This is a genomic window from Limimonas halophila, from assembly GCF_900100655.1.
Lineage (GTDB): Bacteria > Pseudomonadota > Alphaproteobacteria > Kiloniellales > Rhodovibrionaceae > Limimonas > Limimonas halophila.
The window spans coordinates 35028-61176 of the sequence record NZ_FNCE01000002.1 but is presented as its reverse complement, the minus strand read 5'-3'; the positions used below and the strand labels follow the sequence as shown (position 1 = coordinate 61176).

Below are 26149 nucleotides of genomic sequence, written 5' to 3'. Positions count from 1 at the left end.
CTCCTCACCCGCCGACCAGCGCCGCCGCGGCCATGCGGGCGCCGCCGATGACCGGGCTCGGGAAGATGAAGAACAGCAGCACGAGCGCGCCGGAAACGCCCATCACCAGGTTCATCTCACGCCCGAACGGCGTGTCGAACGCCTCCGCCGGCTGGTCGAAGTACATCAGCTTGACGATGCGAAGGTAATAGAAGGCCGCCACGACGCTGGAGAGCACGCCGACCACGGCCAGCGTGACCAGCCCGGCCTCGATCGCGGCCATGAAAACGTAGAACTTGGCGAAGAACCCGGCAAGCGGCGGAATGCCGGCCATGGAGAACATGAAGATCGCCATCGCCAGCGCCATCATGGGATGCGTGCGCGACAACCCCTTCAGGTCGTCGATGTTCTCCACCATGCGCTCTTTGTGGCGCATGCACAGGATCACCGCGAAGGTGCCCAGGTTGGTGATCAGGTAGATCGCCATGTAGATGCCGAGCCCGCGCAGCCCGGCCTCGGTACCGGCCGCCAGGCCGACCAGCGCGTAGCCCACGTGGCCGATGGAGGAGTAGGCCATCAGCCGCTTGATGTTCGTCTGGTTGATGGCTGCAAGGGCGCCCAGGATCATCGAGAGCAGCGACACGGCGACGACGATCTGCTGCCACTGTCCCACGAGGTCGGCGAACGGGCCCATCATCACGCGCGCCAGCAGCGCGATGGCCGCGACCTTGGGGGCGGAGGCGAAGAAGGCCGTCACGGCCGTGGGCGCGCCCTCATAGACGTCGGGCGTCCACATGTGGAACGGAACGGCGCCCACCTTGAACGCGAGGCCGGCGGCGATGAACACCAACCCGACCACGACGCCCACGGACGGCACGCCGCCCGTTGCCTGAATCTCCGAAAAGACGCTGGCGAGGTCGCCGAAGGTGGTGGAGCCGGCGAAGCCGTACACGAGCGAAGCGCCGTACAGCAGCATGCCCGAGGACAGCGCACCCAGGATGAAGTACTTCAGGCCCGACTCCGTAGAGCGTACGGTGTCCCGGCGGAAGGCCGCCATGACGTACAGCGACAGGCTCTGCAGCTCCAGGCCCACGTACAGCGCGATCAGGTCGTTCGCCGAGACCATCAGCAGCATGCCGACCGTGGCGAACAACATGAGCACCGGGAACTCGAACCGGGCCATGTTCTCGCGCTCGATGTAGCGGTACGCCATCACCAGCGATACCCCGGCTCCGATCAGGATCAACGCCTTCATGAAGGTCGCGAAGCCGTCGCGCACGAACAGCCCGGAGAACGCCACGGTGTGATCGGCGGGACCGAGCCAGAGCAGCGCCAGGGTTCCCACCACAGCCGCCACCGAGAGCGAAACGACCAAGCCCGTCGCGTCCCGGCCGCGGAACACGCCCACCATCAGGAGGACGATCGCGGCGAGCACGAGGAAGAGTTCCGGAACGATCGCGGCAACGTCTGCGGTCATGCCTGCCTCGGGTGTCATGGTTCGTCTCGCCTTATTGGCCCGGCCAGAGCATCGCCAGGCTGGTCCCCTCGGACTGCGCCAGGCTCTCCTCGTAGTGCCCGATCAGCTCCTGAACCGACGCGTTCATGACGTCGAGGAAGCTCACCGGGTAGATGCCCATCCACAGGACCAGCAGGATCAGCGGCGCGAAGTAGGCCCGCTCGTGCCAGTGCAGGTCCATCAGGCTGCGCAGATGCTCCTTCGTCAGCGCGCCGAAGATCACCTGACGGTAGAGATACAGCATGTAGGCGGCGCCCAGGACCATGCCGCTGGCGATTAGGAGCGCGACCCAGGTGTTCACCTGGAAGGCGCCGAGGATCACCAGGAACTCCCCGACGAAGCCGGAGGTGCCCGGCAGCCCCACGCTTGCCAGCATAAACACCATGAACACCAGCGCGTAGCGCGGCATCTGGGTCGCCAGCCCGCCATAGGCGTCGATGCGCCGCGTGTGCAGGCGGTGATAGATCACCCCCACCACCAGGAAGAGCGCGGCGGAGACGATGCCGTGGCTAAGCATCTGGTAGATGGCGCCCTGGATGCCCTGAGTCGTCGCCGTGAAGATGCCGGCCGTGACGAAGCCCATGTGCGCGATCGAGGAGTAGGCGATCAGCTTCTTCATGTCCTCCTGCGCCAGCGCCACCAGCGAGGTGTAGATCACCGCCACGATGGACAGCGTGAACACCAGCGGCGCGAAGAACGCGGAGGCCTCGGGCAGCATGGGCAGCGAGAAGCGCAGGAACCCGTAGCCGCCCATCTTCAAGAGCACGCCCGCCAGAATGACGGAGCCGGCCGTCGGCGCCTCGACGTGGGCGTCGGGCAGCCAGGTGTGCACCGGCCACATCGGCACCTTCACCGCGAAGGACGCGAAGAAGGCTAGCCACAGCCACATCTGCAGCTCGGGCGAGAGGCCCGCGCCCTCCGTGTAGAGCACCGCGATGTCGGTCGTGCCCGTCTTGAAGTAGATCGTCAGGATCGCCAGCAGCATCAGGACGGAGCCGGCGAGCGTGTAGAGGAAGAACTTGAAGGCGGAGTACACGCGCCGGGAGCCGCCCCAGACCCCGATGATCAGGAACATCGGGATCAGCACGCCCTCGAAGAACATGTAGAAGGTGACGAAGTCGAGGGCGCAGAACATCCCGACCATCATGGTTTCCAGCACCAGGAACGCGACCATGTATTCGCGCACCCGGTGATGAATGGCGTCCCAGCTCGCCAGGACGCAGATGGGGATGAGCAGCGTCGACAGCAGGACGAACATCACCGAGATGCCGTCCACACCCATGTGGTAGGCGATGTCGAACGCCGGGATCCACTCGGACTTCTCGACGAACTGGAACTCGGCCGTCCCGCGCTCGAAGCCGAACCAGACGAACAGCGACAGCGCGAAGGTGATCAGCGAGGTCCAGAGCGCGACGTAGCGCGCGTTGCGTGCCACCACCTCGTCGTCGCCGCGGATCGTCAGGATGAACCCGGCGCCCACAAGCGGCAGGAAGGTGATGAGGGAAAGAAGTGGCCAGCCGTGCATCACCCTACCCGATCTGCGTCATCATGTACCAAGTCACCAGCGCCACCACGCCGATCAGCATGGCGAAGGCGTAGTGGTAGACGTAGCCGGTTTGGAGTTGGCTCGCCCGACGGGCCAGGCCGCGCGCCACAGACGACACGCCGTTCGGCCCCAGGCCGTCGATCACGGCGATGTCACCCGCACGCCAGAGCCCGTTGCCAAGCGCCCACGCGGGCCGCACGAACACCAGGTCGTACAGCTCGTCGAAGTACCACTTGTTGTAGAGGAAGGCGTGCACCGGGCGCAGGCGCGACGCCAGGGCCGCCGGCAGCTCGGGCCGCGCGATGTACATCACGTAGGCCACCGCGATGCCGCCGACCGAGACCACGAGCGGCAGGAGCTTCACCCAAAGCGGCACGTGATGCGCCGCCTTGATCGCCTCGTGGCCCAGGATAGAGCCGCTCCAGAAGTGCTCGAAGCCGTGCCCGACGAAGGCGCTGTAGCCCAGCCAGCCGGCCAGCACGGCGCCCACCGCCAGGGCCATCAGCGGCAGCGTCATGACCTTGGGGGATTCGTGCACGTGCTTCATCGTCTCGGCGCTGGCGCGCGGCTTGCCGTGGAAGGTCATGAACAGGAGGCGCCAGCTATAGAACGCCGTCATGCCCGCGGCGATCACGCCCAGCCAGAAGGCGAGCTGGCCGGTCCCGCTGTGTGCGGCGTAGGCGGCCTCCAGGATCATGTCCTTTGAGAAGAAGCCGGCGAACGGCGGAATCCCCGCCAGCGCGAGGCTGCCGATCCACATCACCGCGTAGGTGATCGGGAGCATGCGCCAGATGCCGCCCATCTTCCGCATGTCGTGCTCCTCGTCCATGGCGTGGAGCACGGATCCGGCGCCCATGAAGAGCAGCGCCTTGAAGAAAGCGTGCGTCATCAGGTGGAAGATAGCCGCACCGTAGGCGGAGACGCCGACCGCGAACATCATGTAGCCGAGCTGGCTGCACGTGGAGTAGGCGATTACGCGCTTCAGGTCGTTCTGCACCATCCCGACCGAGGCGGCGAAGAAGGCCGTTAGGGCGCCGATGATGGTGATGACGGCAAGCGCCGTCGGCGCCTGCTCCAGGATCGGCGAGACGCGCGCCAGCATGAAGACGCCGGCCGTCACCATTGTCGCCGCGTGAATGAGCGCGGAAACGGGCGTCGGGCCCTCCATGGCGTCCGGCAGCCACGTGTGCAGACCGAGCTGCGCCGACTTCCCCATCGCCCCAATGAACAGCAGAATGGAAATGATCGTCAGCGCCGGCGCCTCGATGCCGAGGAAGGAGAAGCCAGTGTCGGCCATCTCCGGCGCCGCGGCGAAGACCTGATCGAAGCTGGTCGTCTGGAAGACGAAGAAGGTGGCCGCGATCCCGAGCGCGAAACCGATGTCGCCCACGCGGTTCACCAGGAAAGCCTTGATGGCCGCGGCGTTCGCGCTCGGCTTTTGGTACCAGAAGCCGATCAGCAGATAAGAAGCGAGGCCCACGCCTTCCCAGCCGAAGAAGAGCTGAAGGAAGTTGTCGGCCGTCACCAGCATCAGCATGAAGAAGGTGAACAGCGAGATGTAGCTGAAGAACCGCTGGATCGACGCGTCGTGCTCCATATAGCCGATGGAGTAGACGTGGATCAGCGCCGAGATGACCGTCACCGTGGCGAGCATCACGGCGCTGAGCGTGTCCATGCGGATCGCCCAGCTCAGTTCCAGATCGCCGCTGGCGAACCAGGTGAACAGCTCGGTCGTGCGCGCGTTGTCGTAGAGCGCGACGTCGACGAACACGATCACCGACAGCACGGCGGAGACGATCAGCAGCCCGCAGGTCACGAGCTGCGAGCCGCGGTCCCCCAGGACCCCGCCGAACAAACCGGCCAGCGCCGCCCCGATCAGGGGCAGAAAGACGGCAACGACCTCCATGCTGACCTCAGCCCCTCATCGAGTTGATGTCTTCGACTTCGATCGTGCCCTGGTTCCGGAAGTAGATCACCAGGATGGCGAGCCCGATCGCCGCTTCCGCGGCCGCCACCGTCAGCACGAACATCGCGAACACCTGGCCGACCAGGTCCTGCAGATGGACCGAAAAGGCGACCAGATTGATGTTCACCGACAGCAGCATCAGCTCCAGCGACATCAGAATGACGATCACGTTCTTCCGGTTCAGGAAGATGCCGAAGACGCCGAGCGTGAACAGGATCGCCGCGACGGTGAGGTAGTGCCCCAGGCCGATGTCCAGCATCACACACCGCTCCCGCTGCGCACCTTCTTGAGTTCCACGGCCTGCTCGCGCGGGCGCATGTTCTGCGTGTACACCCGCTGGCGCTGAACGCCCGGGCGCCGGCGCAGCGTGAGCACGATCGCGCCCACCATGGCGACCAGCAGCACGAGCCCGGCCGCCTGGAACAGGTAGATGTACTTGGTGTAGATTACCCGGCCGAGCGCCGCGGTGTTCGAGATCTCATCGGCCGGCGGAATGGGCACCTGGGCCGCCGCGCCGGCCTGGGGCGCGAACGCCCAGCCGCCGAGCACCATCAGCAATTCCGCCAGCAGCACCAGCCCGATGAGCGCGCCGATCGGCAGATACTGCAGGAAGCCCTCCCGCATGCGCGCGATGTTGATGTCCAACATCATCACCACGAACAGGAAGAGCACTGTGACCGCCCCCAGATAGACGACGATCAGCAGCATGCCGAGGAACTCGGCTCCGATGAGGATGAACAGCGCCGCCGCGTTGAAGAACGCCAGGATCAGGAACAGCACGGAGTGCACGGGATTGCGCGCGGAAATCACCATGACCGCGCTGGCAAGCATGATGGCAGCGAACAGGTAGAAGCAGATGGCCTGGATGATCATGCCGGCCCCATGGCAGTCAGTGTCCCCTCAAGCCAGCGGCCCGGATGCCTCGGGCCGCCGCGCCTCGTCGCCTCTCTAGCGGTACGGCGCTTCCAATGCCAACCGCGTGGCGATCTCCTGCTCCCAGCGGTCGCCGTTCTGGAGCAGCTTTTCCTTGTTGTAGAAGAGTTCCTCGCGCGTCTCCGCGGCGAACTCGAAGTTCGGGCCCTCGACGATCGCATCCACCGGGCAGGCTTCCTCGCACAGCCCGCAGTAGATGCACTTCGTCATGTCGATGTCGTAGCGCGTCGTCCGGCGGCTGCCGTCTTCGCGCGGCTCGGCCTCGATCGTGATGGCGAGCGCCGGGCAGATCGCCTCGCACAGCTTGCACGCGATGCAGCGCTCCTCGCCGTTCGGGTAGCGGCGCAGCGCGTGCTCCCCGCGGAAGCGGGAACTGAGCGGCCCCTTCTCGTAGGGGTAGTTGAGCGTGACCTTGGGCTTGAAGAGATACCGAAGGGTCAGCGCCAAGCCACTCACAATCTCACCGAGCACGAGCGAGCGCGCGTAGCGGTCGAGCACGGGCATGAATCTTACGCTCCTTGGCGATGCGCCGGGACGGCGGCGCGTCCGGACTCCGGCACCGTGCGATGCCGGACTGTACGCGTGCGCCCCCGCGGTTCAAGGCCTGGCGCGGGCATGGACCGGCCGATCATGCCGGCAGCCATCCGAAGCTCACCAGCACGCCGGCCGTCAGCACCACCCAGAACAGCGAGAACGGCAGGAACACCTTCCAGCCCAGCCGCATGAGCTGGTCGTAGCGGTACCGCGGCAGCGTCGCGCGCACCCAGATGAAGAGGAACATGACGACGGCGATCTTCAGGGCCAGCCAGACCGCGCCGGGCAGCCAAGTGAACGGCGCCACGTCGATCGGGGGCATCCAGCCGCCCAGGAAAAGCACCGAGGTCATGCCGCTCAGCAGCAGCATGTTCGCGTACTCGCCCAGGAAGAAGAGCGCGAACACGATCGAGGAGTACTCGACGAAGTAGCCCGCCACCAGCTCGGACTCGCCCTCCGGCAGGTCGAACGGCGTGCGGTTCGTCTCCGCCAGGATGGAGATGAAGAAGACCACCAGCATGGGCAGCAGCGGGACGGCGAACCAGATCGTCTTCTGCGCCTGGACGATCTCGGTCAGGTTCAGCGAGCCGGCGCACAGCGCTACACTGATGATCACGAAGCCCATCGAGACTTCATAGGACACCATCTGCGCGGCCGAGCGCAGGCTGCCCAGGAAGGCGTACTTCGAGTTCGACGCCCACCCGGCCATGATGATGCCGTACACGCCGAGCGAGGAGATGGCGAAGAGGTAGAGAACGCCGACGTTGATGTCGGCGATCACCATGTTCGGCCCGAACGGGATCACAGCCCAGGCGACCAGGGCCAGCACGAACGTGATGACCGGCGCCGCCAGGAAGACCACGCGGTTCGCGCCCGCGGGCAGCACCGTTTCCTTGAAGACCATTTTCACGCCGTCGGCGATGGGCTGAAGCAGCCCGAACGGCCCCACCACGTTGGGGCCGCGGCGCAGCTGCATCCCGCCGATCACGCGGCGCTCGGCGTAGGTGGTGTAGGCAACCGCCAGCAGCAGCGGCACCAGCACGGCCACGATCTGCAGGACGATGAAGATCGCCGGCCAGAGATACCCTGTCCACAGCTCAGCCATGGGTGCCCGTCGCCTTCTGGTTGGCCGTCATGAAGGTGGCGGTACAGCGCGCCATCGTTTCCGAGTTCCGGCTGATGGGATCGGTCATGTAGAAGTTGTCGACGGGCGCGGTGAAGGGATCGCTGCCCATCCTGCCGTCGCTGCCGAAGCTTCGCCACTCGGCCGGCTGCGGCTGGTCGACCGCGGCGAAGGTCTTGGACGCCTCGATCAGCTTCTGGCGCACTTGCCCCAGGTTGTCGTACGGCAGCGCCCCACGTCCGGTGTACTCGGACAGCGCGCGCAGGATCGTCCAGTCCTCGCGCGCCTCCCCCGGCGGCTGTGCCGCCAGCCGAGCCAACTGCACGCGCCCCTCGGTGTTGACGTAGGTGGCGTTCTTCTCGGTGTAGGCCGCACCCGGCAGGATGACGTCCGCGGCGTGCGCGCCGGCGTCGCCGTGATGACCCTGATAGATCACGAAAGCCTTGCCCAGGCGGTCGGGATCGATTTCGTCCGCGCCCAGCAGGTAAACGACGTCCAATTCGCCCGTTTCGGCCGCTTGCAGCATGCCGTTGACGTCGCGGCCGCCCTCGCCCGGCACGAAGCCAAGGTCGAGCCCGCCGACCCGGCCGGCGGCGGTGTGCAGCACGTTGAAGCCGTTCCAGTCCTCGCGGACCATGCCAAAGTCTTCGGCCAACTGCCGAACCTGCCCGAGAATTTCGGCGCCGTCGGGCCGCGCCAGCGCGCCCTGCCCGAGGATGACCATGGGCTTCTCGGCGGTCTTCAGCACCTCGGCGAAGCTGTGGCGCCCTGCGGCGACCTCCTTCAGCGTGTCCGGCCCGGCCCCCAGGTGGTCGATCTGGAAGGTCAGGTCCACGGGCTCACCGATGACGCCCACGCGGAAGCCACCCTGCAGGAACCGCTTGCGCAGGCGTGCGTTGATCATCGCCGCTTCGCGGCGCGGGTTGGAGCCGACGACGAGGCAGGCGTCGGCGTCCTCGATTCCGGCGATCGTCGTGTTGAAGATGTAGCCGGCCCGCGCCGACGGATCGAGCTTCGCCCCGTCCTGGCGGCAATCCAGGTTCGGAGAGCCCAGCGAGCCCATGAGATCCTTCAACGCCAGCATGGACTCCGCGTCGCACAGGTCGCCGGCGATGGCGCCCACGCGCTCCGGCTGGGTCTCCGTGAGCTTCTTGGCGACGGCCTGGAGCGCCTCGTCCCAGCTCACCTCTTCCAGCCGGCCGCGGCGGTTGCGCACGTACGGCCGGTCCAGGCGCTGACGGCGCAGGCCGTCACAGGCGTGGCGCGTCTTGTCGTCGATCCACTCTTCGTTGATGTCCTCGTGCAGGCGCGGCAGCACCCGCATGACGTCGCGTCCGCGCGTGTCCACGCGGATGTTGGCGCCCACCGCGTCCATCACGTCGATGGTGGGCGTCTTGCGCAACTCCCACGGGCGCGCGGAGAAGGCATAGGGCTTGGAGGTGAGCGCCCCCACCGGACAGATGTCGACCAGATTGCCCGAGAGCTCGCTGGTGATCGCGCGCTCCAGCGTGGTGATCTCCATCTCCTCGCCGCGCCCGAGCGCGCCGATCTCCTCCACGCCCGCGACCTCGGCGGCGAAGCGGATGCAGCGGGTGCAGTGGATGCAGCGGGTCATGATCGTTTTGATCAGCGGACCCATCTCCTTCTCCGGCACCGCGCGCTTGTTTTCCAGGTAGCGCGAGCGGTCGAAGCCGTAGGCCATCGCCTGGTCCTGCAGATCGCACTCGCCACCCTGATCGCAGATCGGGCAGTCGAGCGGATGGTTGATCAGCAGGAACTCCATCACCCCGCGCCGCGCCTTGCGGGTTTTCTCGCTGTCCGTCCAGATCTTCATGCCGTCCTTGGCCGGCATGTGGCAGGACGCGATCGGCTTGGGCGAGCGCTCCATCTCCACGAGGCACATACGGCAGTTGCCGGCCACCGACAGGCGCTCGTGATAGCAGAAGCGCGGAATTTCGTGCCCCGCCAGCTCGCACGCCTGGAGGACGTTGATGCCCTCCGGAACGTCGACGTCCCGGCCGTTGATCGTGAGCGTCGGCATGGCCTCTCCCTATTCCGCCGCCGCACGGATGCCGGGGCGGCTGCGCTCGCGCGAGGCGCTGACGACGCGCCGCTCCAGCTCGGGGTGGAAGTGCCGCAGCAACCCCTGGACGGGCCACGCCGCGGCGTCGCCGAGCGCGCAGATCGTGTGGCCCTCGACCTCTTTTGTCACGTCCCAGAGGTGCTGGATTTCGCTGACGCCCGCCTCGCCGTCGAGCATCCGGCCGAGCACGCGGTACATCCAGCCGGTGCCCTCGCGGCAGGGCGTGCACTGCCCGCAGCTCTCGTGCTTGTAGAAGAGCGCGATGCGCTTGATCGCCGCCAGCAGGTCCACGGACTTGTCCATGACGATGACGGCGGCCGTCCCGAGCCCGCTGCGCGCCTCGGAGAGCGAGTCGAAGTCCATGAGGACGTCGTCGCACACCGACTTAGGGATCATCGGCACCGAGGACCCGCCGGGGATCACGGCCTGGAGATTGTCCCAGCCGCCGCGCACGCCGCCGGCGTGGCGCTCGATGAGCTCCTTCAGCGGAATGCTCAGCGATTCCTCGACGTTGCACGGGTTGTTCACGTTGCCGGAAATGCAGAACAGCTTCGTGCCCGTGTTCTTAGGCCGGCCGTGGCCGCGCCACCAGTCGACGCCGCGGCGCATGATCTCCGGCACCACCGCGATCGTCTCGACGTTGTTGACCGTGGTGGGACAGCCCCACAGCCCCGCCTGCGCCGGAAACGGTGGCTTCATGCGGGGCATGCCCTTCTTGCCTTCCAGGCTCTCCAGCAGCGCCGTTTCCTCGCCGCAGATGTAGGCGCCGGCGCCGCGGTGCAGGTAGATGTCGAAGGGCCAGCCGGACTTGCAGGCGTCCGGGCCGATCAGCCCGGCCTCGTAGGCCTCGTCGATGGCGTGCTGAAGGTGCTCCGCCTCCAGCCAGAACTCACCGCGGATGTAGATGTAGGCCGCGTTGGCCCCCATCGCGAACCCGGACACCAGGCAGCCTTCCAGCAGCCGGTGCGGGTCGTTGCGCATGATCTCCCGGTCCTTGCAGGTGCCGGGCTCGGACTCGTCCGCGTTGACCACGAGATACTGCGGCCGGCCGTCGCCCTCGCGCGGCATGAAGCCCCACTTCATGCCCGCGGGGAAGCCGGCGCCCCCGCGCCCGCGCAGCTCCGCGTCCTTGACGCGCTGCAGCAGGGTTTCGCGGCCAAGCTCGACGATCTTCTTCGTCCCGGACCACACGCCCCGTTTCCGGGCCCCTGCCAGCTTCCAGTCGTGGAAGCCGTAAAGGTTGGTGAAGATGCGGTCCTTGTCGGCCAGCGCCATCAGGTATCTCCGCCGCTCTGCTCGCCGCTTTCGGCCTGTTCGCGCGCGATCCGGACCTCCGCCGGCTCGGCCTCGGCCCCCTCGCGGAATGGGTAGTCCGGATGACCGGCTTCGTCGACCTCAGTGAGCGTCGTCGGCCCCGTGGCCGGCTCCGAGGTCACGCGCCCGGCCTGCGAGCCGCGCTGCACGGGCCGTCCGGCGCGCAGATCGTCGATGACCTTTTCCAGCCGGTCCGGCGTGAGGTCCTCGCAGTACCAGTCGTTGATCTGGACCATCGGGGCGTTACAGCAAGCGCCCAGGCATTCGACCTCGCGCACCGAGAACAAGCCGTCCTCGGTGACCTCACCCAGGTCCACGCCGAGCTTGCGCTTGAGCATCTCCGTCAGGTCGTCGGCGCCGCGCACCATGCAGGGCGTCGTGCGGCACACTTGGATGAAGTACTGCCCAGGGTACTCGTGATTGAACATCGAGTAGAAGTGCGCGACCTCGTGCACGCGCACCGGTGCCATCTCCAGCACTTGGGCGACGTACTCGATCGCCGAATGCGTGAGGTAGCCGCCCAGCTTGCGCTGGCAGATCCACAGCAACGGCAGCACCGCGCTGGCCTTGTGGTGCGGCGGATACTTCGCCAGATGCTTTTCGGCCTCCGCCCACTCTTCGTCCGTGAAGGCGAAGTTGCCCGGCTCGGGCTGGCGGTGGGTGCTGACCTTGGGATGCGTGGTCACGCTCATCGATCGATCTCACCGAACACGACGTCGACGGAGCCCAGAATGGCGACGCTGTCCGCCAGCATGTAGCCGCGGCACATGTAGTCCATCGCCTGCAGGTGCGTAAAACCGGGCGCGCGGATGTGACACTTGTAGGGCCGGTTGCTGCCGTCCGCCACCAGGTAGACGCCGAACTCGCCTTTCGGGGCCTCCACGGCGGTGTAGGTTTCCCCCGGCGGCACGTGGAAACCCTCCGTGTAGAGCTTGAAGTGATGGATGAGCGCCTCCATCGAGCGCTTCATCTCGGAGCGCGGCGGCGGCGTCACCTTCTGGTCGTCGGCCCGCACCGGACCCTCGGGCATCTTGTCCAGGCACTGCCGGATGATGCGCAGCGACTGCCGGATTTCCTCCACGCGGATCAGGTAGCGGTCGAAGCAGTCGCCGTTTTTGCCCACCGGGATGTCGAAGTCCAGCTCGTCGTAAACCTCGTAGGGCTGGGCCTTGCGCAGATCCCACGGCACGCCGCTGGCGCGCAGCATCGGGCCGGAGAAGCCCCAGTCCAGCGCGTCCTCCTCGCTGACGTTGCCGATGTCGACGGAGCGCTGGCGGTAGATGCGGTTTTCGGTGAGCAGGTCCTCGATATCGTCGAGCACCTGCGGGAAGCGTTCGCAGAACGCCGCGATGTCATCGGCGAGGCCCGCCGGGATGTCGCGCGTCACGCCGCCGGGGCGGAAGTAGCCGGCGTGCATGCGCGCGCCCGAAGCGCGCTCGTAGAACTCCATGAGCTTCTCGCGCTCCTCGAACGCCCACAGCATGGGCGACATCGCCCCCACATCGAACGCGTAGGTCGTCACGTTCAGCAGGTGGTTGAGGATGCGCGTGATCTCCGCGAACAGCACGCGGATGAACTTGCAGCGGCGCGGCACCTCCACGCCCAACAGCGTCTCGGTCGCCAGCGCGAAGGCGTGCTCCTGCGCCATCGGCGAGACGTAGTCCAGGCGGTCGAAGTAGTGCACCGCCTGCAGGTAGGTCTTGTACTCGATCAGCTTTTCAGTGCCGCGGTGCAGCAGGCCGATGTGCGGGTCGACGCGCTCGATCGTCTCCCCGTCCATCTCCATGACCATGCGCAGAACCCCGTGGGCCGCCGGATGCTGCGGCCCGAAGTTCAGCGTCATCGGCTTGATGGTGGATTCCGCCATGTCAGTTCGTCCCGCTCTCGCCCTCGGCCTTTTCGTCGCCGGGCAGGTGCAGCATGCCTTCCCACGGGCTCATGAAGTCGAAGTGCCGGAATTCCTGCGGCAGCTTCACCGGCTCGTAGACCACGCGCTTCTCGTCCTCGTCGTAGCGCACCTCCACGAAGCCGGTCAGCGGGAAGTCCTTGCGCAGGGGATGGCCCTCGAAGCCGTAGTCGGTGAGGATGCGGCGCAGGTCCGGGTGGTTGGCGAAGAAGACGCCGTAGAGGTCCCAGACCTCGCGCTCGTACCAGCCGGCCGCGCTGTACACGCCCGTAACCGATTCCACGGGCGTCTCCTCGCCCGCCGGCAGTTTCACGCGCACGCGCTGATTGTGCTTCAGCGACAGCAGCTGGTAGACGACCTCGAAGCGTTCCGCGCGTTCGGGGTAATCGACCCCGGTGATGTCCATGAGCTGCTTGAAGTGGCAGTTCTGATCGTCGCGCAGGAAAGTCAACGCCTGCACGATCGACTCGCGCTGGACCCAGACCGTCAGCTGGCCGAAGCGCACGGCCGTCGAGGTGACCGCGTTCGGCAGCGACGAGGCGATATACTCTCCCAGGTCCGCGAGCGTCTCGGCGTCAGCCATCGTGTGTTCCTCGGCCAGGCGTTCGGGCGCGCGCCGCTTACTGGCGCTCCAGATGGGCTTCCCGGCGGATCTTCTTCTGCAGCTGAAGCACGCCGTAGAGCAGCGCCTCCGCGGTGGGCGGGCAGCCCGGCACGTAGATGTCCACCGGAATGATGCGGTCGCAACCCCGCACCACCGAGTAGGAGTAGTGGTAGTAGCCGCCCCCGTTGGCGCACGAGCCCATGGAGATGACCCAGCGCGGTTCGGCCATCTGGTCGTATACCTTCCGCAGCGCCGGCGCCATCTTGTTGCACACCGTGCCCGCCACGATCATGACGTCGGATTGTCGCGGGCTCGCCATGAAGACTGAGCCGAAGCGGTCCAGATCGTAGCGGCTGTTGGCCGTGTGCATCATTTCCACGGCGCAGCACGCCAGACCGAACGTCATGGGCCACAGCGAGCCGGAGCGCGCCCAGGCGGCCAACTTATCGACCTGCGAGACGACGAAGCCCTTGTCGCTGATCTCGTCGTCCAGCGCCTGCATCGCGTCATAGCTCTCAAGCGCGGCGGGCTGCGGCTGATCGCGGCGCGCGTACATGTCGCTTACTCCCACTCCAGGGCGCCTTTCTTCCACTCATAAATAAAGCCGACGGTGAGAATGGCCAGAAAGATCACCATCGACCAGAAGCCGAACACACCGGTCTCCGGCAGCGCGACGGCCCAGGGGAAGAGGAAGGCCACCTCGAGATCGAAAATGATGAACAGGATCGCCACGAGGTAAAAGCGTACGTCGAAGCGGCTGCGCGCGTCGTCGAAGGCCTCGAAGCCGCACTCGTACGCGGACAGCTTCTCGGGATCCGGCCGCTGCCGCGCCAGGACCTGGGACGCCAGCAGGAGAACCACCGACAGCCCGATCGCCACGCCGAAGAAGATCAGGATCGGCAGGTATTCCAACAACAGGCTTTCCATGACCTCACCGCCCTCGCTGCTTGGCGCGCGGCCGTCGGCGCACCCTCGTACGCCGCCCGGCTGAGCGCCGCGACAGCATGGGGAAACCGAGCGCACAAAACAACCATGCCCGGCTTAAGGATGCTGCAGCGCGAAGAAATATCGCAGCAGTCCAATCAGACCAAAGGCAAGTCGGATGGAATTTGTGGAAAAGACCGGAAAGTGCCGGACGGGGTGGCGGGAGTGACGGGACTCGAACCCGCGGCCTCTGGCGTGACAGGCCAGCGCTCTAACCTGCTGAGCTACACCCCCGCAAACCCCGTCGCGAGGCACATCGCTATGTACGAACCAGCGGATCACCTGTCAAGGAGCCGAAATCCCGCCGGTTCCAGCGGCCGCGGCCGTGCGCCGCCCGCCGCTGAGACGGGGTTTGGCGCATCCGCCCCCGTCTTGTCCACCCCTTTTTTCGCTCCACCGCCAAGCCGCGAGCGGCGGCAGGAACGAAACCCGAACACTTCGTACGAGCGCCGCGGGCCAAGCCTACGTGGTGGGCGGTGCAGGGATCGAACCTGCGACCTCTCGGGTGTAAACCGAGCGCTCTGACCGCTGAGCTAACCGCCCGTGCGGCACCGATCGGACAAAGATTCGAAAAAGGGCGGACAACCAAGGGCGGGAATCGGTCAGTTCACCGCATCCTTCAGGGCTTTCCCCGCCTTGAACTTCGGCTGCTTCGTTTCCGGAATCTCAATCGTCTCCCCGGTGCGCGGGTTGCGACCTTCCGAGGCCGCGCGGGTGCTGACGGAGAAGGTCCCGAAGCCGACGAGACGCACCTCGTCCCCCTGCTTCAACGAATCGGTGATCTCGTCGAAGACGCTGTCCACTGCCTTTGCGGTATCCGCCTTCGTAAGACCCGTCTTTTTGGAGACAGCGTCAATCAGCTCGTTTTTGTTCACGTCGAAACCCCCCAGTTCCATTTCGGGCGCACAGCCCGACTGTTAACGACCCATTAAACGAGCGATCAAAGTGTAGATTCGCCGTTCGGGCCGGTCAATGTCTACCTCTTCCGAGAAAATCGGGCCACCGCACATCGTGGCCCCCTACCCTAGCTGGCGGTGTTGGCGCCCGCATAGCGGTCCGCGTAGATGTAAAGCGGCTTCGATCGGCCTTCGACCACTTCCCGGTTGATAACCATCTCTTCCACACCATCGAGGCCGGGCAACTCGAACATCGCGTCCAAGAGAATGTGTTCGAGAATCGACCGCAGGCCGCGCGCGCCGGTGTTCCGCGCCAGCGCCAACTCTGCCACCGCGCGCAGCGCGTCGTCCGTGAACTCGAGGTTCACCTGCTCCATCTCGAACAGGCGCTGGTACTGTTTCACCAGCGCGTTTTTCGGCTTGGTCAGGATGTCGACCAGGGCTTCGATGTCGAGATCGGCGAGCGTCGCCACCACCGGAACGCGGCCCACGAACTCCGGGATCAACCCGTACTTCAGCAGGTCTTCGGACTCCACGTCCTTCAGGATTTCGCCCGTCTGACGCTCCTCAGGCGCGCGCACGTCCGCCCCGAACCCCACCGAGGACCCCTGTCGCCGACTGGAGACGAAAGACTCGAGCCCGGCAAAAGCGCCGCCGCAGACGAACAGGATGTTGGAGGTGTCCACCTGCAGAAATTCCTGCTGTGGGTGCTTGCGCCCGCCCTGCGGGGGAACGGACGCGACGGTGCCCTCCATGATCTTCAGCAGCGCCTGCTGGACGCCCTCACCGGACACGTCGCGCGTGATCGAGGGGTTGTCCGACTTGCGCGCCACTTTGTCGATTTCGTCGATATAGACGATCCCCCGCTGCGCGCGCTCGACGTTGTAGTCCGCGGCCTGCAGCAGCTTCAGGACGATATTCTCCACGTCCTCGCCGACGTAGCCCGCTTCCGTGAGCGTCGTCGCGTCCGCCATCGTAAAGGGAACATCCAGAATCCGGGCGAGCGTCTGCGCCAGCAGCGTCTTGCCGCAGCCCGTGGGCCCAATTAGGAGGATGTTGGATTTCGACAGTTCCACGTCGCTCGTCTGCGTGGCGTGGGCGAGGCGTTTGTAATGGTTGTGCACCGCCACGGACAGAACGCGTTTGGCGTGCAGCTGCCCGATCACGTAGTCATCGAGCGTCCGGCAAATGTCCTGAGGCGTGGGAACGCCGCTGCGCGAGACCGGGGCCGTCTCGGCCGTCTCGTCCCTGATGATGTCCAGACACAGGTCAACGCACTCGTCGCAGATGAACACCGTCGGACCGGCGATCAACTTGCGGACGTCATGCTGGCTTTTCCCGCAGAAGGAGCACGTCAGCTCGGTCTTCGACTCGCCCGATCCGTTTCGTGTCATCAGCCTCGCACGCAAACACCGTCGGCCAGCTAGCTGCGGCAACCGACCCCGCGAAGCGCCTGGCCCGGGATCGCGGACGCCGCGGCGCCGGCACGACCGGAAACAGCGCTACCAATGGCGAAATGGTAGCGGTGCACAAGCTTTCGACACAACGAAAAACCGGGCCAGCCGCCTGACCCGGTGCCCACATGTCCGCCCCGGCACCGCGAACGGCGCCGGGGCGGACACGCGATCGACAGACCCGTTCAGCCGCGCTCGCCGCTGGGCGCCGGCCGGTGCTCCACCACGGCGTCGATGAGGCCGAACTCCTTGGCGTCCTCGCCCGTCATGAACTTGTCGCGCTCCATCGCCTGCTCGACGACCTTGAGCGGCTGGCCCGTGTGGTGCGCGTAAATCTCGTTGAGCCGCTGGCGCGTGGCCAGGATCTCGCGGGCGTGGATCTCGATGTCGGTGGCCTGGCCCTCGAAGCCGCCGGAGGGCTGGTGGATCATAATCTTGGAGTTGGGCAGCGCGAAGCGCTTGCCCTTGGCGCCCGCCATGGACAGCAGGGACCCGGCGGACGCGGCCTGCCCCACCACGACCGTCGACACGTCCGGGCGGATGTACTGCATCGTGTCGTAGACCGCCAAGCCGGAGGAGACCACGCCGCCCGGCGAGTTGATGTAGAAGGAGATATCCTTGTTGGGATTTTCCGATTCCAGATACAGCAACTGGGCGCAGATCAGGCTGGCAACACTGTCGTTGATCGGCCCCGTCAGGAAGACGATCCGCTCCTTCAGAAGCCGGGAATAGATGTCGTAGGATCGCTCGCCCCGGTTGGTCTGCTCGACCACCATGGGGACCAGCGTGTTCATCTCCATATCTGACGCACTCATGGCCTGCTGCCCCGTTTCCATGGCTCCGGGCAAGACCGGCGGTGCCGCGGCGGCGGGCCGCGGTCCCCTCGCCGGCCGTTCATGCCCGCTGTCGCTTTCGATCGGACCGGGTGGCCGCCTGCACGGGTCCGCGCAAGCGGGCTCACCGTCCGATCGGCGCGTTTCGGGCCGCGCCCCGTCGCGGCTGGCGGACGCAACGTTCTGCGCCCGTTACGCCGACTCGCTCTCGTCGCTGTCGCCGAGCTCCTTGTGGAGCTGGTCCGGCGTGACTTCACGCTCGGAGACATTGGCGCGCTCGAGGATGAAGTCGATGGTCTTTTCCTCGTAAAGCGGGGCGCGCAGCTGCTGCACGGCGTCGGGGTTGTTCTGATAGTACTCGAACACCTCGCGCTCGTGGCCGCGGTGGCGCTGCACCTCTTCCAGCACCGCCTTGTTCAGCTCGTCCTGGCTGACCTCGACATTGTTCTCGCGGCCCACCTCGGAGAGCAGGAGCCCCAGGCGCACGCGGCGCTCGGCGATCTGGCGATAGTCCGCCTTGAGCTCGTCCTCGCTCTTTTCGGCGTCCTCGGCGTCGAGCTTGCCCTGCTCGCGGTCCTGCTCGATCTGCTTCCAGATCTGGTCGAACTCCTGCTCGACCATGGACGGCGGCACGTCAAAGGTGTGGTTTTCCGCCAGCTTGTCGAGCAACTCACGCTTGGTGCGCTGGCGCGCGAGCTGGTCGTACTCCTGCTGAAGCTGCTCGCGCACGCTCTGGCGCAGCGCGTCCAGGCTCTCCGAGCCCAGTTTCTGGGCCAGCTCCTCGTTGACTTCCGCCGGCTCGGGCTCGCGGATCTCCTTCACCGTGACGGTGAAGACGGCTTCCTTCCCGGCGAACTGCTCGTTGCCGATGTCCTCGGGGAAGGTGATCCGGACCTCGCGCTCCTCGCCCTGGCTGGCGCCGACGAGCTGCTCCTCGAAAGTGCCGATCATCTGGCCGGCGCCGAGCTCGACGTACTGGTCCTCACCGGACAGCGCGGGATGCTCCTCGCCGTCGACCTGGCCGCGGAAGTCGATCACCACGACGTCGCCGTTCTGGGCCGGCCGGTCCTCGCTGATCGGGTTGTTGCCCTTGTACTGCTCGGCGAGCCGTTCCAGCGCCTGATCGACCTCGCTGTCCGGGATGGAGACTTTCAGCCGCTCCAGCTCGAGCTGCGTAAAGTCCATCGGCTCGATCTCGGGCAGCAGCTCCATGTCCATCGTGTACTCGAGGTCCTGCCCTTCCTCGAAGGACTGCACCTCGATCTGCGGCTGGCCGGCGGGCTGAACGCCCTGCTCCTGCAGCGCCTGCTGCGAGGTCTCGTTGACCGCCTTCTCCAGCACCTCGCCCTGAACGGCGCGGCCGAAGCGCTGCCGCAGGAGGCTGATCGGCGCCTTGCCCTTGCGAAAGCCCGGAATCTGAGCTTCCTGGCCGAGTTCGTTCAGGCGGTCCTGAATTCGCTGATCGATGTCGTTCTTGTCGACGACGACCTTGTATTGCCGCTTCAAGCCGTCGGCGTGCGTCTCGGTGACCTGCATGGCCAACTCGGCCCCTTCGTCTTGGTCGCGCGTTCGGGTGATGGTGCGGCGTGCGGCTCTGCGGCCGGCAAGCGCGCCTGCCCTGGTGCGGGCGGAGGGACTCGAACCCTCACGGGATTGTCCCACTGGTACCTAAAACCAGCGCGTCTACCAGTTCCGCCACGCCCGCGGACGCCGGTGCGGAGGCGTCGTGTATCGCATAGCTTGCACCGACGCAACATCTCCTGGGGAGCCCGTTTGCCCTGACCGATCGGTCAGATCGCGTTTGTGGCGAATTTGGCGAATGTGCTTGAAAAAGCCCGCGCGGACCAGCGGGCCGCAACCCGGTCGCCGCGGGCAAAAGGTGCGTGGCCGTCAGGCCTCGATCGGCTGGCCGTAGCGCTCCGCGAAGCTGTGCACGTTGAGCATCCGCTCCTCGTCGACGAAGGGCACGTCGCCGCGGCAGATGTTTACGTGGAAGCGCACGTGCTGAATGCCCTGCAGATCGTGATCCACCGACAGCACGCGCGCGGTTTCGATCACGTCGTTGCCCGAGCGGCGTCGGTAGACGGCGCCTTCCGTGATGGGCGCACGCCGCTGGCGGCGGCCGAGAATGTCCAAACGGAGTGGTGCCAGCATCGCGCGACCTCCTCATGCCGGTCGGGGCATGGCGTCCCGCCACAGCAGCCGAAAGCAACCGGGCCGGAACCATGCATGCCGGGATACGATGTCGCACGCAGCGTAAACACGCGGTTAACCGGCCTGACGGCCATGCCGTTTCGGGAGCGAACCGGGCTGACGGCGCGCCAACGCCTGCAAGGCCCCCGGTAGCCGCGGCGGGAGGTCGCTGGCGATCAGGCCGGGGCCGAAGCCCTGCGCCGCCTGCCCGTGCAGCCACACACCCGCGCATGCGGCCTCGAAGCCCGGCAGGCCCTGCGCCAGCGCGCCCAGCACGATGCCCGACAGCACGTCGCCGGCACCGCCCGTTGCCAGTTCCGGCGGCGCGTTGGCGTTGATCGCGGCGCGGCCGTCCGGGGCGGCGATCACGGTGTCCGAGCCCTTGAGAACGACCACCGCGCCGGTCTCCGCGGCTGCCGCGCGGGCGCGGGTGAGCTTGTCGCCGTCGAGCTCGGGGAACAGACGGCGGAACTCGCCCTCGTGCGGCGTCAACACGGCCGTTCCCGCGCGTTCGGCGGCGATGGCCTCGCGGCGGCCTTCGAACACCGTCAGCGCGTCGGCGTCGAGCACCACGCTGCGGCCGCTCGCCAGCAGCGCCCGGGCCCGGGCTTCCGTCGTCTGGGTGACCCCGGCGCCGGGGCCGAGAAGCAGCGCGTTGCGGCGCGCGTCGGCCAGGATGTCGGCGGCCGCGGCCTCGGCCTCGAGCGGCACGGTGATGAGGCTGGCCGATTCCGCCGCGTACACCGGCAGGGCTTCGCGCGGCGCGGCGACGCTCACCAGGCCCGCCCCCGCGCGAAGCGCCGCATGGGCGGCCAGCCGGCCGGCACCGGTGGTCGTGGCGCCGCCGAACACCACGGCGTGGCCGTAGCGGTACTTGTGCGCCGCGCGCTCGCGCCAGGGCCAGTGCGCGCCCCACACGGCCGGGTCGTTCGCCACCGTCTGCGGCGCGATGGCATCGAGCACATGCTCGGGAATGCCGATGTCCGCCAGCTCCACCTCGCCGCACAGTTCGGCGCCGGGCAGCAGCAGATGGCCCGGCTTCTTGCGGAAGAAGGTGGTGGTGGCAAAGGCGCGCACGGCCGTATCGCCGAGCACGCTGCCGTCGTCGCCCCGGACGCCGCTGGGCACGTCGACCGCGACCGTCGGCAGGCCGCGCCGGTTAACCTCCGCCACGACCGCTTGCGGCGCCCCCTCGAGCGGCCGCGTCAGCCCCGCCCCGAAGAGCGCGTCGACCACGGCGTCGGCATCGGCCAGCACGTCGGGGCTGAGATCTTCGACCGTCCCGTCCCACAGACCCGCGTGGTGCGCGGCATCGCCCTTGAGTTTGCTCGTCTCACCAAGCAGCGCCACGCGCACGTGCCAGCCCATCGCGCGCAGATGGCGGGCCGCACCGAAGCCGTCGCCCCCGTTGTTGCCGGGCCCGCACACCACCGTGACCCGTCCGCGCGGCACGCGCCCGTCGAGCGTGTGGGCGACCGCCCGGCCCGCGTTTTCCATGAGGGTCACACCCGACACGCCGCCGTCCATGGCGGCGCGGTCGGCGCGGTACATCTGATCGGTGGTCAGCAACTCACAGCGCGCGCGCATCGCCAGGCCCCCGTCGGCGGCGAATCACCGTCTTCGCCGAACGATAACCGGCATGGCCCGAACGCGGCCACGTCAGTAGCGGAAGCCGTGCATGCGGCGGCTGGGCTTGCGGCGCACAGGGCCGTCGCCCGGGGGCTCCAGATCGTCGGGGATCTCGGGCAGCTCCTCGTCGCGCGGCACGGCCAACTCGCCCAGGCGGCGCACCCGCTCCTCGGTATCCGGGTGCGTGCGCAGCAGCGAGGGTTCCTTGATGGTGCCGCTGCGGCCGAGGAGGGTTTCCCAGTGGCGCCGTTGCTGTGCCTCCATCTTCTGGAGTGCGCTGGCAATCCCCTCCGGATCGCCTGTGAGGTAGGCCGCGCTGACGTCGGCGTCGTACTCCCGCGCCCGCGACAGCCCGAGCTGGAGCAGCAGGCTCACCATGGGCGCGACCGCCAGCAGCGCGATCGGCGGCCACGGGATCGCCACGTTCTCCTCCATGATGTACGGCAGGTTGATGGCGATCAGCAGCATCGCCACGAGCGCCATCGTTCGCGTCGCCTTGGTGACGAAATCCGCCAGCGCCATGAGCTGCAGATCGCCGTGGGCCACATGGCTCAGCTCGTGCGCCAGTACGCCCGAGAGCTCGCGCCCCGTCAGCCCGCGAAGCAGCCCGTCGCTGACGGCGACGCTGACCTCTTCGCGCCCGCCCACCGTGAACGCGAGCATCAGCCGGCTGGGAATGTAGAACAGCCGGACGTCGCGCCGCAGGTCCAGCCGGTCGCGCAACTCGTCCGTGAGGTCGTAAAGCAGCGGCACTTGCCGCCGACTGAGGGGCGATGCCGCGTAGATCTGGAGCATCACCCGCTGGGACAGCCGCGGGCCGATGGCGAACATCACGGTCGCCAGAAGAACGATCCAGACCAGCCCGTACGGTCCAGCGAAAAACCATCCGACGGCCGCCACCAGGGCCACCATGGCCGCGATCAGGACGATGGCGTGCCACGTGTTCCGGCGCCGATTGGCTTCGATGCGCTCAGTGTCGATGGTGAAGCGTGGCGGCATACCTGTTCAGGTGGCCACACTGCGGCGGGAAACAAGGCGCCGATCACACGTCCGGGCGGTGGACCTGGCAGAAGGCGCCGTCCTTCTTGGCCTTCATGGCGCGGCAAATGTCCTTGGCCGCCGTCTTGTCCGCATAGGGACCGGCCAGCACGCGGAAGAAGGTGCCCTGCTCGTCCAGCTGGATCTTCTGGTAGTGGACGTCGGCGCTGCTGAGGATCTGCGGGAACTGCTCGCGCATGTTGGACCAGTGCTTGGCCGCGCCCTTGCGGGTCTGCAGCGAACCGAGCCAGACGCGCACCCCATCCTTCGGGTTCTTCGCCGTCCCATCCTGGCCGTCAGCATCACTGCCGCCGTCCTCGGCCACCGCCTCGGTGGTGGCTGCCTGGGGTTCCGCCGTCCCATTGGTATCGCCACCGGTTGAAGTCTCGGCGGTGTCATCTGCGCTTGCCTGCTGCGTCTGCGCCGGCTCGCTCGACGCGATGCCGCCGTCGGCCTCTCCGTTCCCGGCTGTGTTAGCCTCTATCGCCGCTGCCTGCTCCACCGACGGCTCGCCGTCGTCGCCGGACTCGCCGGTCGCCGTACCATTGCTCGGCGTCTCGGCCTGCCCGGGCGAGCCACTGGCGGCTTCCGTCGCCGTTCCGTTGACAGTGTCCTCGCTGGCGTCGTCAGCGCCGGGGGTAACCGTTTCGCCGCCTTCGGTTTGTGCGTGCGCCTGCTGCTGCGGGCCGTCCTGACTTTGCGACAACCCTTCTTCCGTGCTGGCGATGACCGCATCGGCCGAGTCCGCGGCCTCCGTCGCGCGATCTGCCGTCGTGGCGTTGCCCTCCGTGCCGTTGCCCTCCGTGCCGTTGCCGTTGGCGGTGCTGCTGGGCGAGCCACTCGCCGTCCGGCTGGTGTCGGTCGAGCTGTCAGCCGTCCGCACGGACTCGATCTCGCTTGGCGTCACGCCTTCCTTGCGCAGGCTGGCCGCCATCTTTGCGGCCTTGGTGTAGTCCTGGTTCTGGGCGCGGGTGTACCAGGCGAGCGCCTTGCCCTCGTTCTTCGGCACCGCAATGCCCAGGCGGTACATCTGCCCGAGCGCGTACTGCGCGTTGGGCAGCCCGCTGCGGGCCGCCTTGCGGAACCAGTCGAGCGCCGCGGCCTGATCCTCGGCCACGCCGCGCCCGCGGTAGTAGGCCAGCCCCAGGTTGAACTGCGCCATCAGGTGCCCGGCTTTCGCGGCCTGCTTCCACAGCCTGACCGCCTTGGCGCGGTCCTGTTGCACGCCGTTGCCCTGCGCGTACAGCAGCGCGAGGTTGTTCTGCGCCCCGGGATGGCCCTGATCGGCGGCTTTCGTGTACCAGCGCGCGGCCGCTTTCAGGTCCGGCTTGCCCTGCGCCCCGCGCTCGTGGATGACGCCGAGGCCATATTGGGCGCGGACCTTGCCGTCTTCGGCCAGCGGCTTCCAGGCCTCGCGCGCTCGGACGTAGTCCCCGGCCTGAAAGGCGCGATACCCTTCCGCGTACGGGCCCGCCGCGGCCGGCCGGGCCAGCGGGGCGGCCATCACGATGGCAACGACGGCGGTGACCAGGTGCGCTCGCATGGTTGGATTCCGCTGGGCTTGCTGCACGCCGGGCCTGTCGGCGCGACGGGCCGGAAGGATAAGCACGACGGCCCAACAAAGTGTTAATGACCGCTGCCCCAATGTGAAAACCTGCCGTCTTGAACCCGCCGCCGGGTTTTGCCACGTGTTGCTTGGAGTTCGTTGCCACAACACAACGGGAGGTGCGTGCCATGGCGGACGAGGATGTCGACAAGCTCCGCAGCGAAGTTAGCCAGCTGCGCGAGGATCTCAGCAACGTCGCGGACAGCGTGAAGGACCTGGCGGCGAGCCGCGGGGAGTCCGCCTACGCCCGGCTGCGCGAGTCCGCGGGGTCCGCGCGCGAGCGCGCCATCCAGGCGGAGCGCGCGCTAGAGACCCAGGTCGAGGCCCGCCCCCTGGTCAGCGTGCTCGCAGCCTTTGCCGGCGGTCTGATCACGGGCCTGCTGCTGCAGTCCCGCCGGTAAGCCGTGCGGGACAGCACATCCGCAGTCGCGATCGGGACAGGATAACCGCCGGGGCGCGGCGCGCGCTCCGGCGGCTTCCCGCATTTTCCGCCACGCCACGGCCCTGTACCCCCGGCCCCTGGGCCATCAGCAGCACACGGGAGCGCCCGCCATGGTCGATCGGCTGACGCACGTCCTGCTCGGGCTGACGTTCGCGCTGCTCGGCGTGTTGGTGGGGCTCGGCGGCATCGGGCTGCTCGCGGCGGCGCTCTACCAGGTCCTCGCTGGCATGGTTCCACCGGCTGCCGCCGCGGCGATCCTCGGCGTTCTCGCCCTGATCCTGATGGCCATTCTCTTCCTGCTCGCGCGCGCGTTCACGGCGCCGCGCAAGCCGGCAAAGCCCAGCAGCGCCGGCGGTGACGACATCGGCACGCTTCTCGCCCTTTTCAGGGACTTGCAGCCCACGCTTCGCAAACATGCGCCGGCCGTGGCTGGCGGCGCGTTCGCGGCCGGTGTGGTGCTCGGCATCAGTCCCCGGGCACGCAAGGCGCTCTGGGACCTTATCACAAAAACCAAGTGACCGGATTGGCCGCGCTTTTGCGCGCTTCCGCGGCCGTGGCAACCTCTCCCACAGCTGTTGCTCGCGGTCAGGAACCGAGCTTTCGCGAGAATGGCAATCGGCGAGGAAAAAGGTGGGGTGGACGGAGGGATTCGAACCCTCGACCTCACGGACCACAACCGTGCGCTCTGACCGGCTGAGCTACGCCCACCACCGAACCGGTGGTGCAGCACGTAACCACCGGCGCACCGCCCGTCAAGAATTCGTTCTCCCCTGAAAGCCATGCGCCGTGTTGATGCCACTTGATCGCGCCCCGCACGGCAGGCATCACCTGTAGCAGCACCGATGGCTGCACGCCCGCTCGGCACCCTGCTTAAAACATGAGCAGGCCCGACCGGTCGCACGGCGACGCCCAGGCGCCAAAGTCGCGGCACACGGCGGATTGTCCCGCTTGGCACGCTGCTTGCTGCTCCTGAGCACAGCCATGCACGCCGCGCCGGTGACGTCCGGCCCGTGGTGCACGGGAAGCGGACCGCGCCGCTGGCGCTTCACGCACGCAAACGAGGGCGGATCCGAGCGATGAAAAAGGTCGAAGCGATCATTAAGCCCTTCAAGCTCGACGAAGTGAAGGATGCCCTCCACGAAGTCGGCATCAAGGGCATCACCGTGATCGAGGCCAAGGGTTTCGGCCGGCAGAAGGGTCACACGGAACTCTACCGTGGTGCGGAGTACGTCGTGGACTTCCTGCCGAAGGTGAAGGTCGAGGTGGTTCTCGACGACGCGCTCGTCGAGCGCACGGTCGAAGCCATCCAGCAGGCCGCCCAGACGGGCCGCATCGGCGATGGCAAGATCTTCGTTTCCACCATCGACGATGCGGTGCGCATCCGCACCGGCGATCGCGGCCCGGACGCGGTCTGACCAACCACCGGCAGCCCGCGCCCGGACCGTCCGGGGCGGCCGGCGATGGCGGCATTCCGCCGCCGGCCTCCCGGCAGCCGCAGGGCCGACAGCCGTTCACCCCTTCACGACAGCGGACGGGCCCGGGTCCATCCGCTGTCCACGTCTGAAAGAAC

At 67.1% G+C, this 26149-nt stretch carries 25 protein-coding genes and 4 tRNA genes; 3 read left to right on the top strand and 26 right to left on the bottom strand.

From position 1 onward, the window contains the following. Positions 1-4 precede the first annotated feature (4 nt). The 25 genes from nuoN to BLQ43_RS03165 all read right to left on the bottom strand — a co-directional run bounded on the left by nuoN (position 5) and on the right by BLQ43_RS03165 (position 24074). Positions 5-1456 (bottom strand): NADH-quinone oxidoreductase subunit NuoN, encoded by a 1452-nt coding sequence (nuoN, locus tag BLQ43_RS03285; RefSeq protein WP_090018705.1) that lies wholly within the window; start codon positions 1454-1456, stop codon positions 5-7. 31 nt (positions 1457-1487) lie between these two features. Then, entirely contained in the window at positions 1488-3020 is a 1533-nt protein-coding gene (locus BLQ43_RS03280) for an NADH-quinone oxidoreductase subunit M (RefSeq protein ID WP_090018704.1), read from the bottom strand. Positions 3021-3024: 4 nt separating this feature from the next. Beyond that, entirely contained in the window at positions 3025-4947 is a 1923-nt protein-coding gene (gene nuoL, locus BLQ43_RS03275) for an NADH-quinone oxidoreductase subunit L (RefSeq protein ID WP_090018703.1), read from the bottom strand. A gap of 7 nt (positions 4948-4954) precedes the next feature. Beyond that, positions 4955-5263, bottom strand: coding sequence for an NADH-quinone oxidoreductase subunit NuoK (gene nuoK, locus BLQ43_RS03270; RefSeq protein ID WP_090019117.1), 309 nt, complete (start codon positions 5261-5263; stop codon positions 4955-4957). Between the two features lie 2 nt (positions 5264-5265). Beyond that, on the bottom strand, positions 5266-5880 hold the full coding sequence (locus BLQ43_RS03265) for an NADH-quinone oxidoreductase subunit J (RefSeq protein WP_090018702.1): 615 nt from the start codon (positions 5878-5880) through the stop codon (positions 5266-5268). 75 nt (positions 5881-5955) lie between these two features. Further along, on the bottom strand, positions 5956-6444 hold the full coding sequence (gene nuoI, locus BLQ43_RS03260) for an NADH-quinone oxidoreductase subunit NuoI (RefSeq protein ID WP_090018701.1): 489 nt from the start codon (positions 6442-6444) through the stop codon (positions 5956-5958). 124 nt (positions 6445-6568) lie between these two features. Further along, positions 6569-7579 carry an NADH-quinone oxidoreductase subunit NuoH gene (gene nuoH, locus BLQ43_RS03255; protein WP_090018700.1) on the bottom strand — a complete coding sequence of 337 codons (1011 nt, stop codon included), beginning with the start codon at positions 7577-7579 and terminating at the stop codon, positions 6569-6571. Continuing rightward, a complete protein-coding gene (nuoG, locus tag BLQ43_RS03250; RefSeq protein WP_090018699.1) occupies positions 7572-9638 on the bottom strand; it encodes an NADH-quinone oxidoreductase subunit NuoG in 2067 nt (688 codons plus the stop codon). Before nuoG ends, nuoH begins: the two co-directional genes overlap by 8 nt. Positions 9639-9647: 9 nt before the next feature. Beyond that, positions 9648-10955: an NADH-quinone oxidoreductase subunit NuoF gene (nuoF, locus tag BLQ43_RS03245; RefSeq protein WP_090018698.1), complete on the bottom strand. Its 1308-nt coding sequence runs from the start codon at positions 10953-10955 to the stop codon at positions 9648-9650. Further along, positions 10955-11686: an NADH-quinone oxidoreductase subunit NuoE family protein gene (locus tag BLQ43_RS03240; RefSeq protein ID WP_090018697.1), complete on the bottom strand. Its 732-nt coding sequence runs from the start codon at positions 11684-11686 to the stop codon at positions 10955-10957. The genes nuoF and BLQ43_RS03240 overlap by 1 nt, the downstream gene beginning before the upstream one ends. Continuing rightward, positions 11683-12861, bottom strand: coding sequence for an NADH-quinone oxidoreductase subunit D (locus BLQ43_RS03235; RefSeq protein WP_090018696.1), 1179 nt, complete (start codon positions 12859-12861; stop codon positions 11683-11685). The genes BLQ43_RS03240 and BLQ43_RS03235 overlap by 4 nt, the downstream gene beginning before the upstream one ends. 1 nt (position 12862) lies before the next feature. Further along, positions 12863-13483, bottom strand: a complete 621-nt coding sequence (locus BLQ43_RS03230) for an NADH-quinone oxidoreductase subunit C (protein WP_090018695.1) — start codon at positions 13481-13483, stop codon at positions 12863-12865. A 37-nt stretch (positions 13484-13520) separates the two neighbouring features. After that, positions 13521-14006, bottom strand: a complete 486-nt coding sequence (locus BLQ43_RS03225; protein WP_218119131.1) for a NuoB/complex I 20 kDa subunit family protein — start codon at positions 14004-14006, stop codon at positions 13521-13523. A gap of 59 nt (positions 14007-14065) precedes the next feature. Beyond that, positions 14066-14431, bottom strand: coding sequence for an NADH-quinone oxidoreductase subunit A (locus BLQ43_RS03220; protein WP_090018693.1), 366 nt, complete (start codon positions 14429-14431; stop codon positions 14066-14068). A gap of 214 nt (positions 14432-14645) precedes the next feature. After that, positions 14646-14722, bottom strand: a tRNA-Asp gene (locus tag BLQ43_RS03215). A 233-nt stretch (positions 14723-14955) separates the two neighbouring features. After that, positions 14956-15031, bottom strand: a tRNA-Val gene (locus tag BLQ43_RS03210). Positions 15032-15090: 59 nt separating this feature from the next. Then, positions 15091-15363, bottom strand: coding sequence for an HU family DNA-binding protein (locus BLQ43_RS03205; protein ID WP_090019116.1), 273 nt, complete (start codon positions 15361-15363; stop codon positions 15091-15093). 149 nt (positions 15364-15512) lie between these two features. Further along, positions 15513-16778: an ATP-dependent Clp protease ATP-binding subunit ClpX gene (gene clpX, locus BLQ43_RS03200; protein ID WP_090018692.1), complete on the bottom strand. Its 1266-nt coding sequence runs from the start codon at positions 16776-16778 to the stop codon at positions 15513-15515. 245 nt (positions 16779-17023) lie between these two features. Then, positions 17024-17653, bottom strand: coding sequence for an ATP-dependent Clp protease proteolytic subunit (locus BLQ43_RS03195; protein ID WP_090019115.1), 630 nt, complete (start codon positions 17651-17653; stop codon positions 17024-17026). A 210-nt stretch (positions 17654-17863) separates the two neighbouring features. Then, the gene (tig, locus tag BLQ43_RS03190) at positions 17864-19207 is read right to left on the bottom strand and encodes a trigger factor (RefSeq protein ID WP_090018691.1); all 1344 of its coding nucleotides are present in this window, start codon (positions 19205-19207) and stop codon (positions 17864-17866) included. An 83-nt stretch (positions 19208-19290) separates the two neighbouring features. Beyond that, positions 19291-19376, bottom strand: a tRNA-Leu gene (locus tag BLQ43_RS03185). 185 nt (positions 19377-19561) lie between these two features. Further along, positions 19562-19825 carry a hypothetical protein gene (locus BLQ43_RS03180; RefSeq protein WP_143006140.1) on the bottom strand — a complete coding sequence of 88 codons (264 nt, stop codon included), beginning with the start codon at positions 19823-19825 and terminating at the stop codon, positions 19562-19564. Between the two features lie 114 nt (positions 19826-19939). Then, positions 19940-21451 (bottom strand): NAD(P)H-hydrate dehydratase, encoded by a 1512-nt coding sequence (locus tag BLQ43_RS03175; protein ID WP_090018689.1) that lies wholly within the window; start codon positions 21449-21451, stop codon positions 19940-19942. A gap of 72 nt (positions 21452-21523) precedes the next feature. Continuing rightward, positions 21524-22492: a zinc metalloprotease HtpX gene (locus BLQ43_RS03170; protein ID WP_090018688.1), complete on the bottom strand. Its 969-nt coding sequence runs from the start codon at positions 22490-22492 to the stop codon at positions 21524-21526. Positions 22493-22535: 43 nt separating this feature from the next. Then, positions 22536-24074 carry an SPOR domain-containing protein gene (locus BLQ43_RS03165; RefSeq protein WP_090018687.1) on the bottom strand — a complete coding sequence of 513 codons (1539 nt, stop codon included), beginning with the start codon at positions 24072-24074 and terminating at the stop codon, positions 22536-22538. 191 nt (positions 24075-24265) lie between these two features. On the opposite strand from BLQ43_RS03165, the gene BLQ43_RS03160 reads away from it, so the two are divergent. Both BLQ43_RS03160 and BLQ43_RS03155 read left to right on the top strand, forming a co-directional pair. Then, positions 24266-24538, top strand: a complete 273-nt coding sequence (locus BLQ43_RS03160) for a hypothetical protein (protein ID WP_090018686.1) — start codon at positions 24266-24268, stop codon at positions 24536-24538. Positions 24539-24689: 151 nt separating this feature from the next. After that, a complete protein-coding gene (locus tag BLQ43_RS03155; protein WP_090018685.1) occupies positions 24690-25097 on the top strand; it encodes a hypothetical protein in 408 nt (135 codons plus the stop codon). A 113-nt stretch (positions 25098-25210) separates the two neighbouring features. Here the strand turns inward: BLQ43_RS03155 and BLQ43_RS03150 are convergent. After that, positions 25211-25287: transfer RNA gene (locus BLQ43_RS03150), tRNA-His, on the bottom strand. A 368-nt stretch (positions 25288-25655) separates the two neighbouring features. On the opposite strand from BLQ43_RS03150, the gene BLQ43_RS03145 reads away from it, so the two are divergent. Next, positions 25656-25994 (top strand): P-II family nitrogen regulator, encoded by a 339-nt coding sequence (locus tag BLQ43_RS03145; protein WP_090018684.1) that lies wholly within the window; start codon positions 25656-25658, stop codon positions 25992-25994. Positions 25995-26149: the final 155 nt, after the last annotated feature.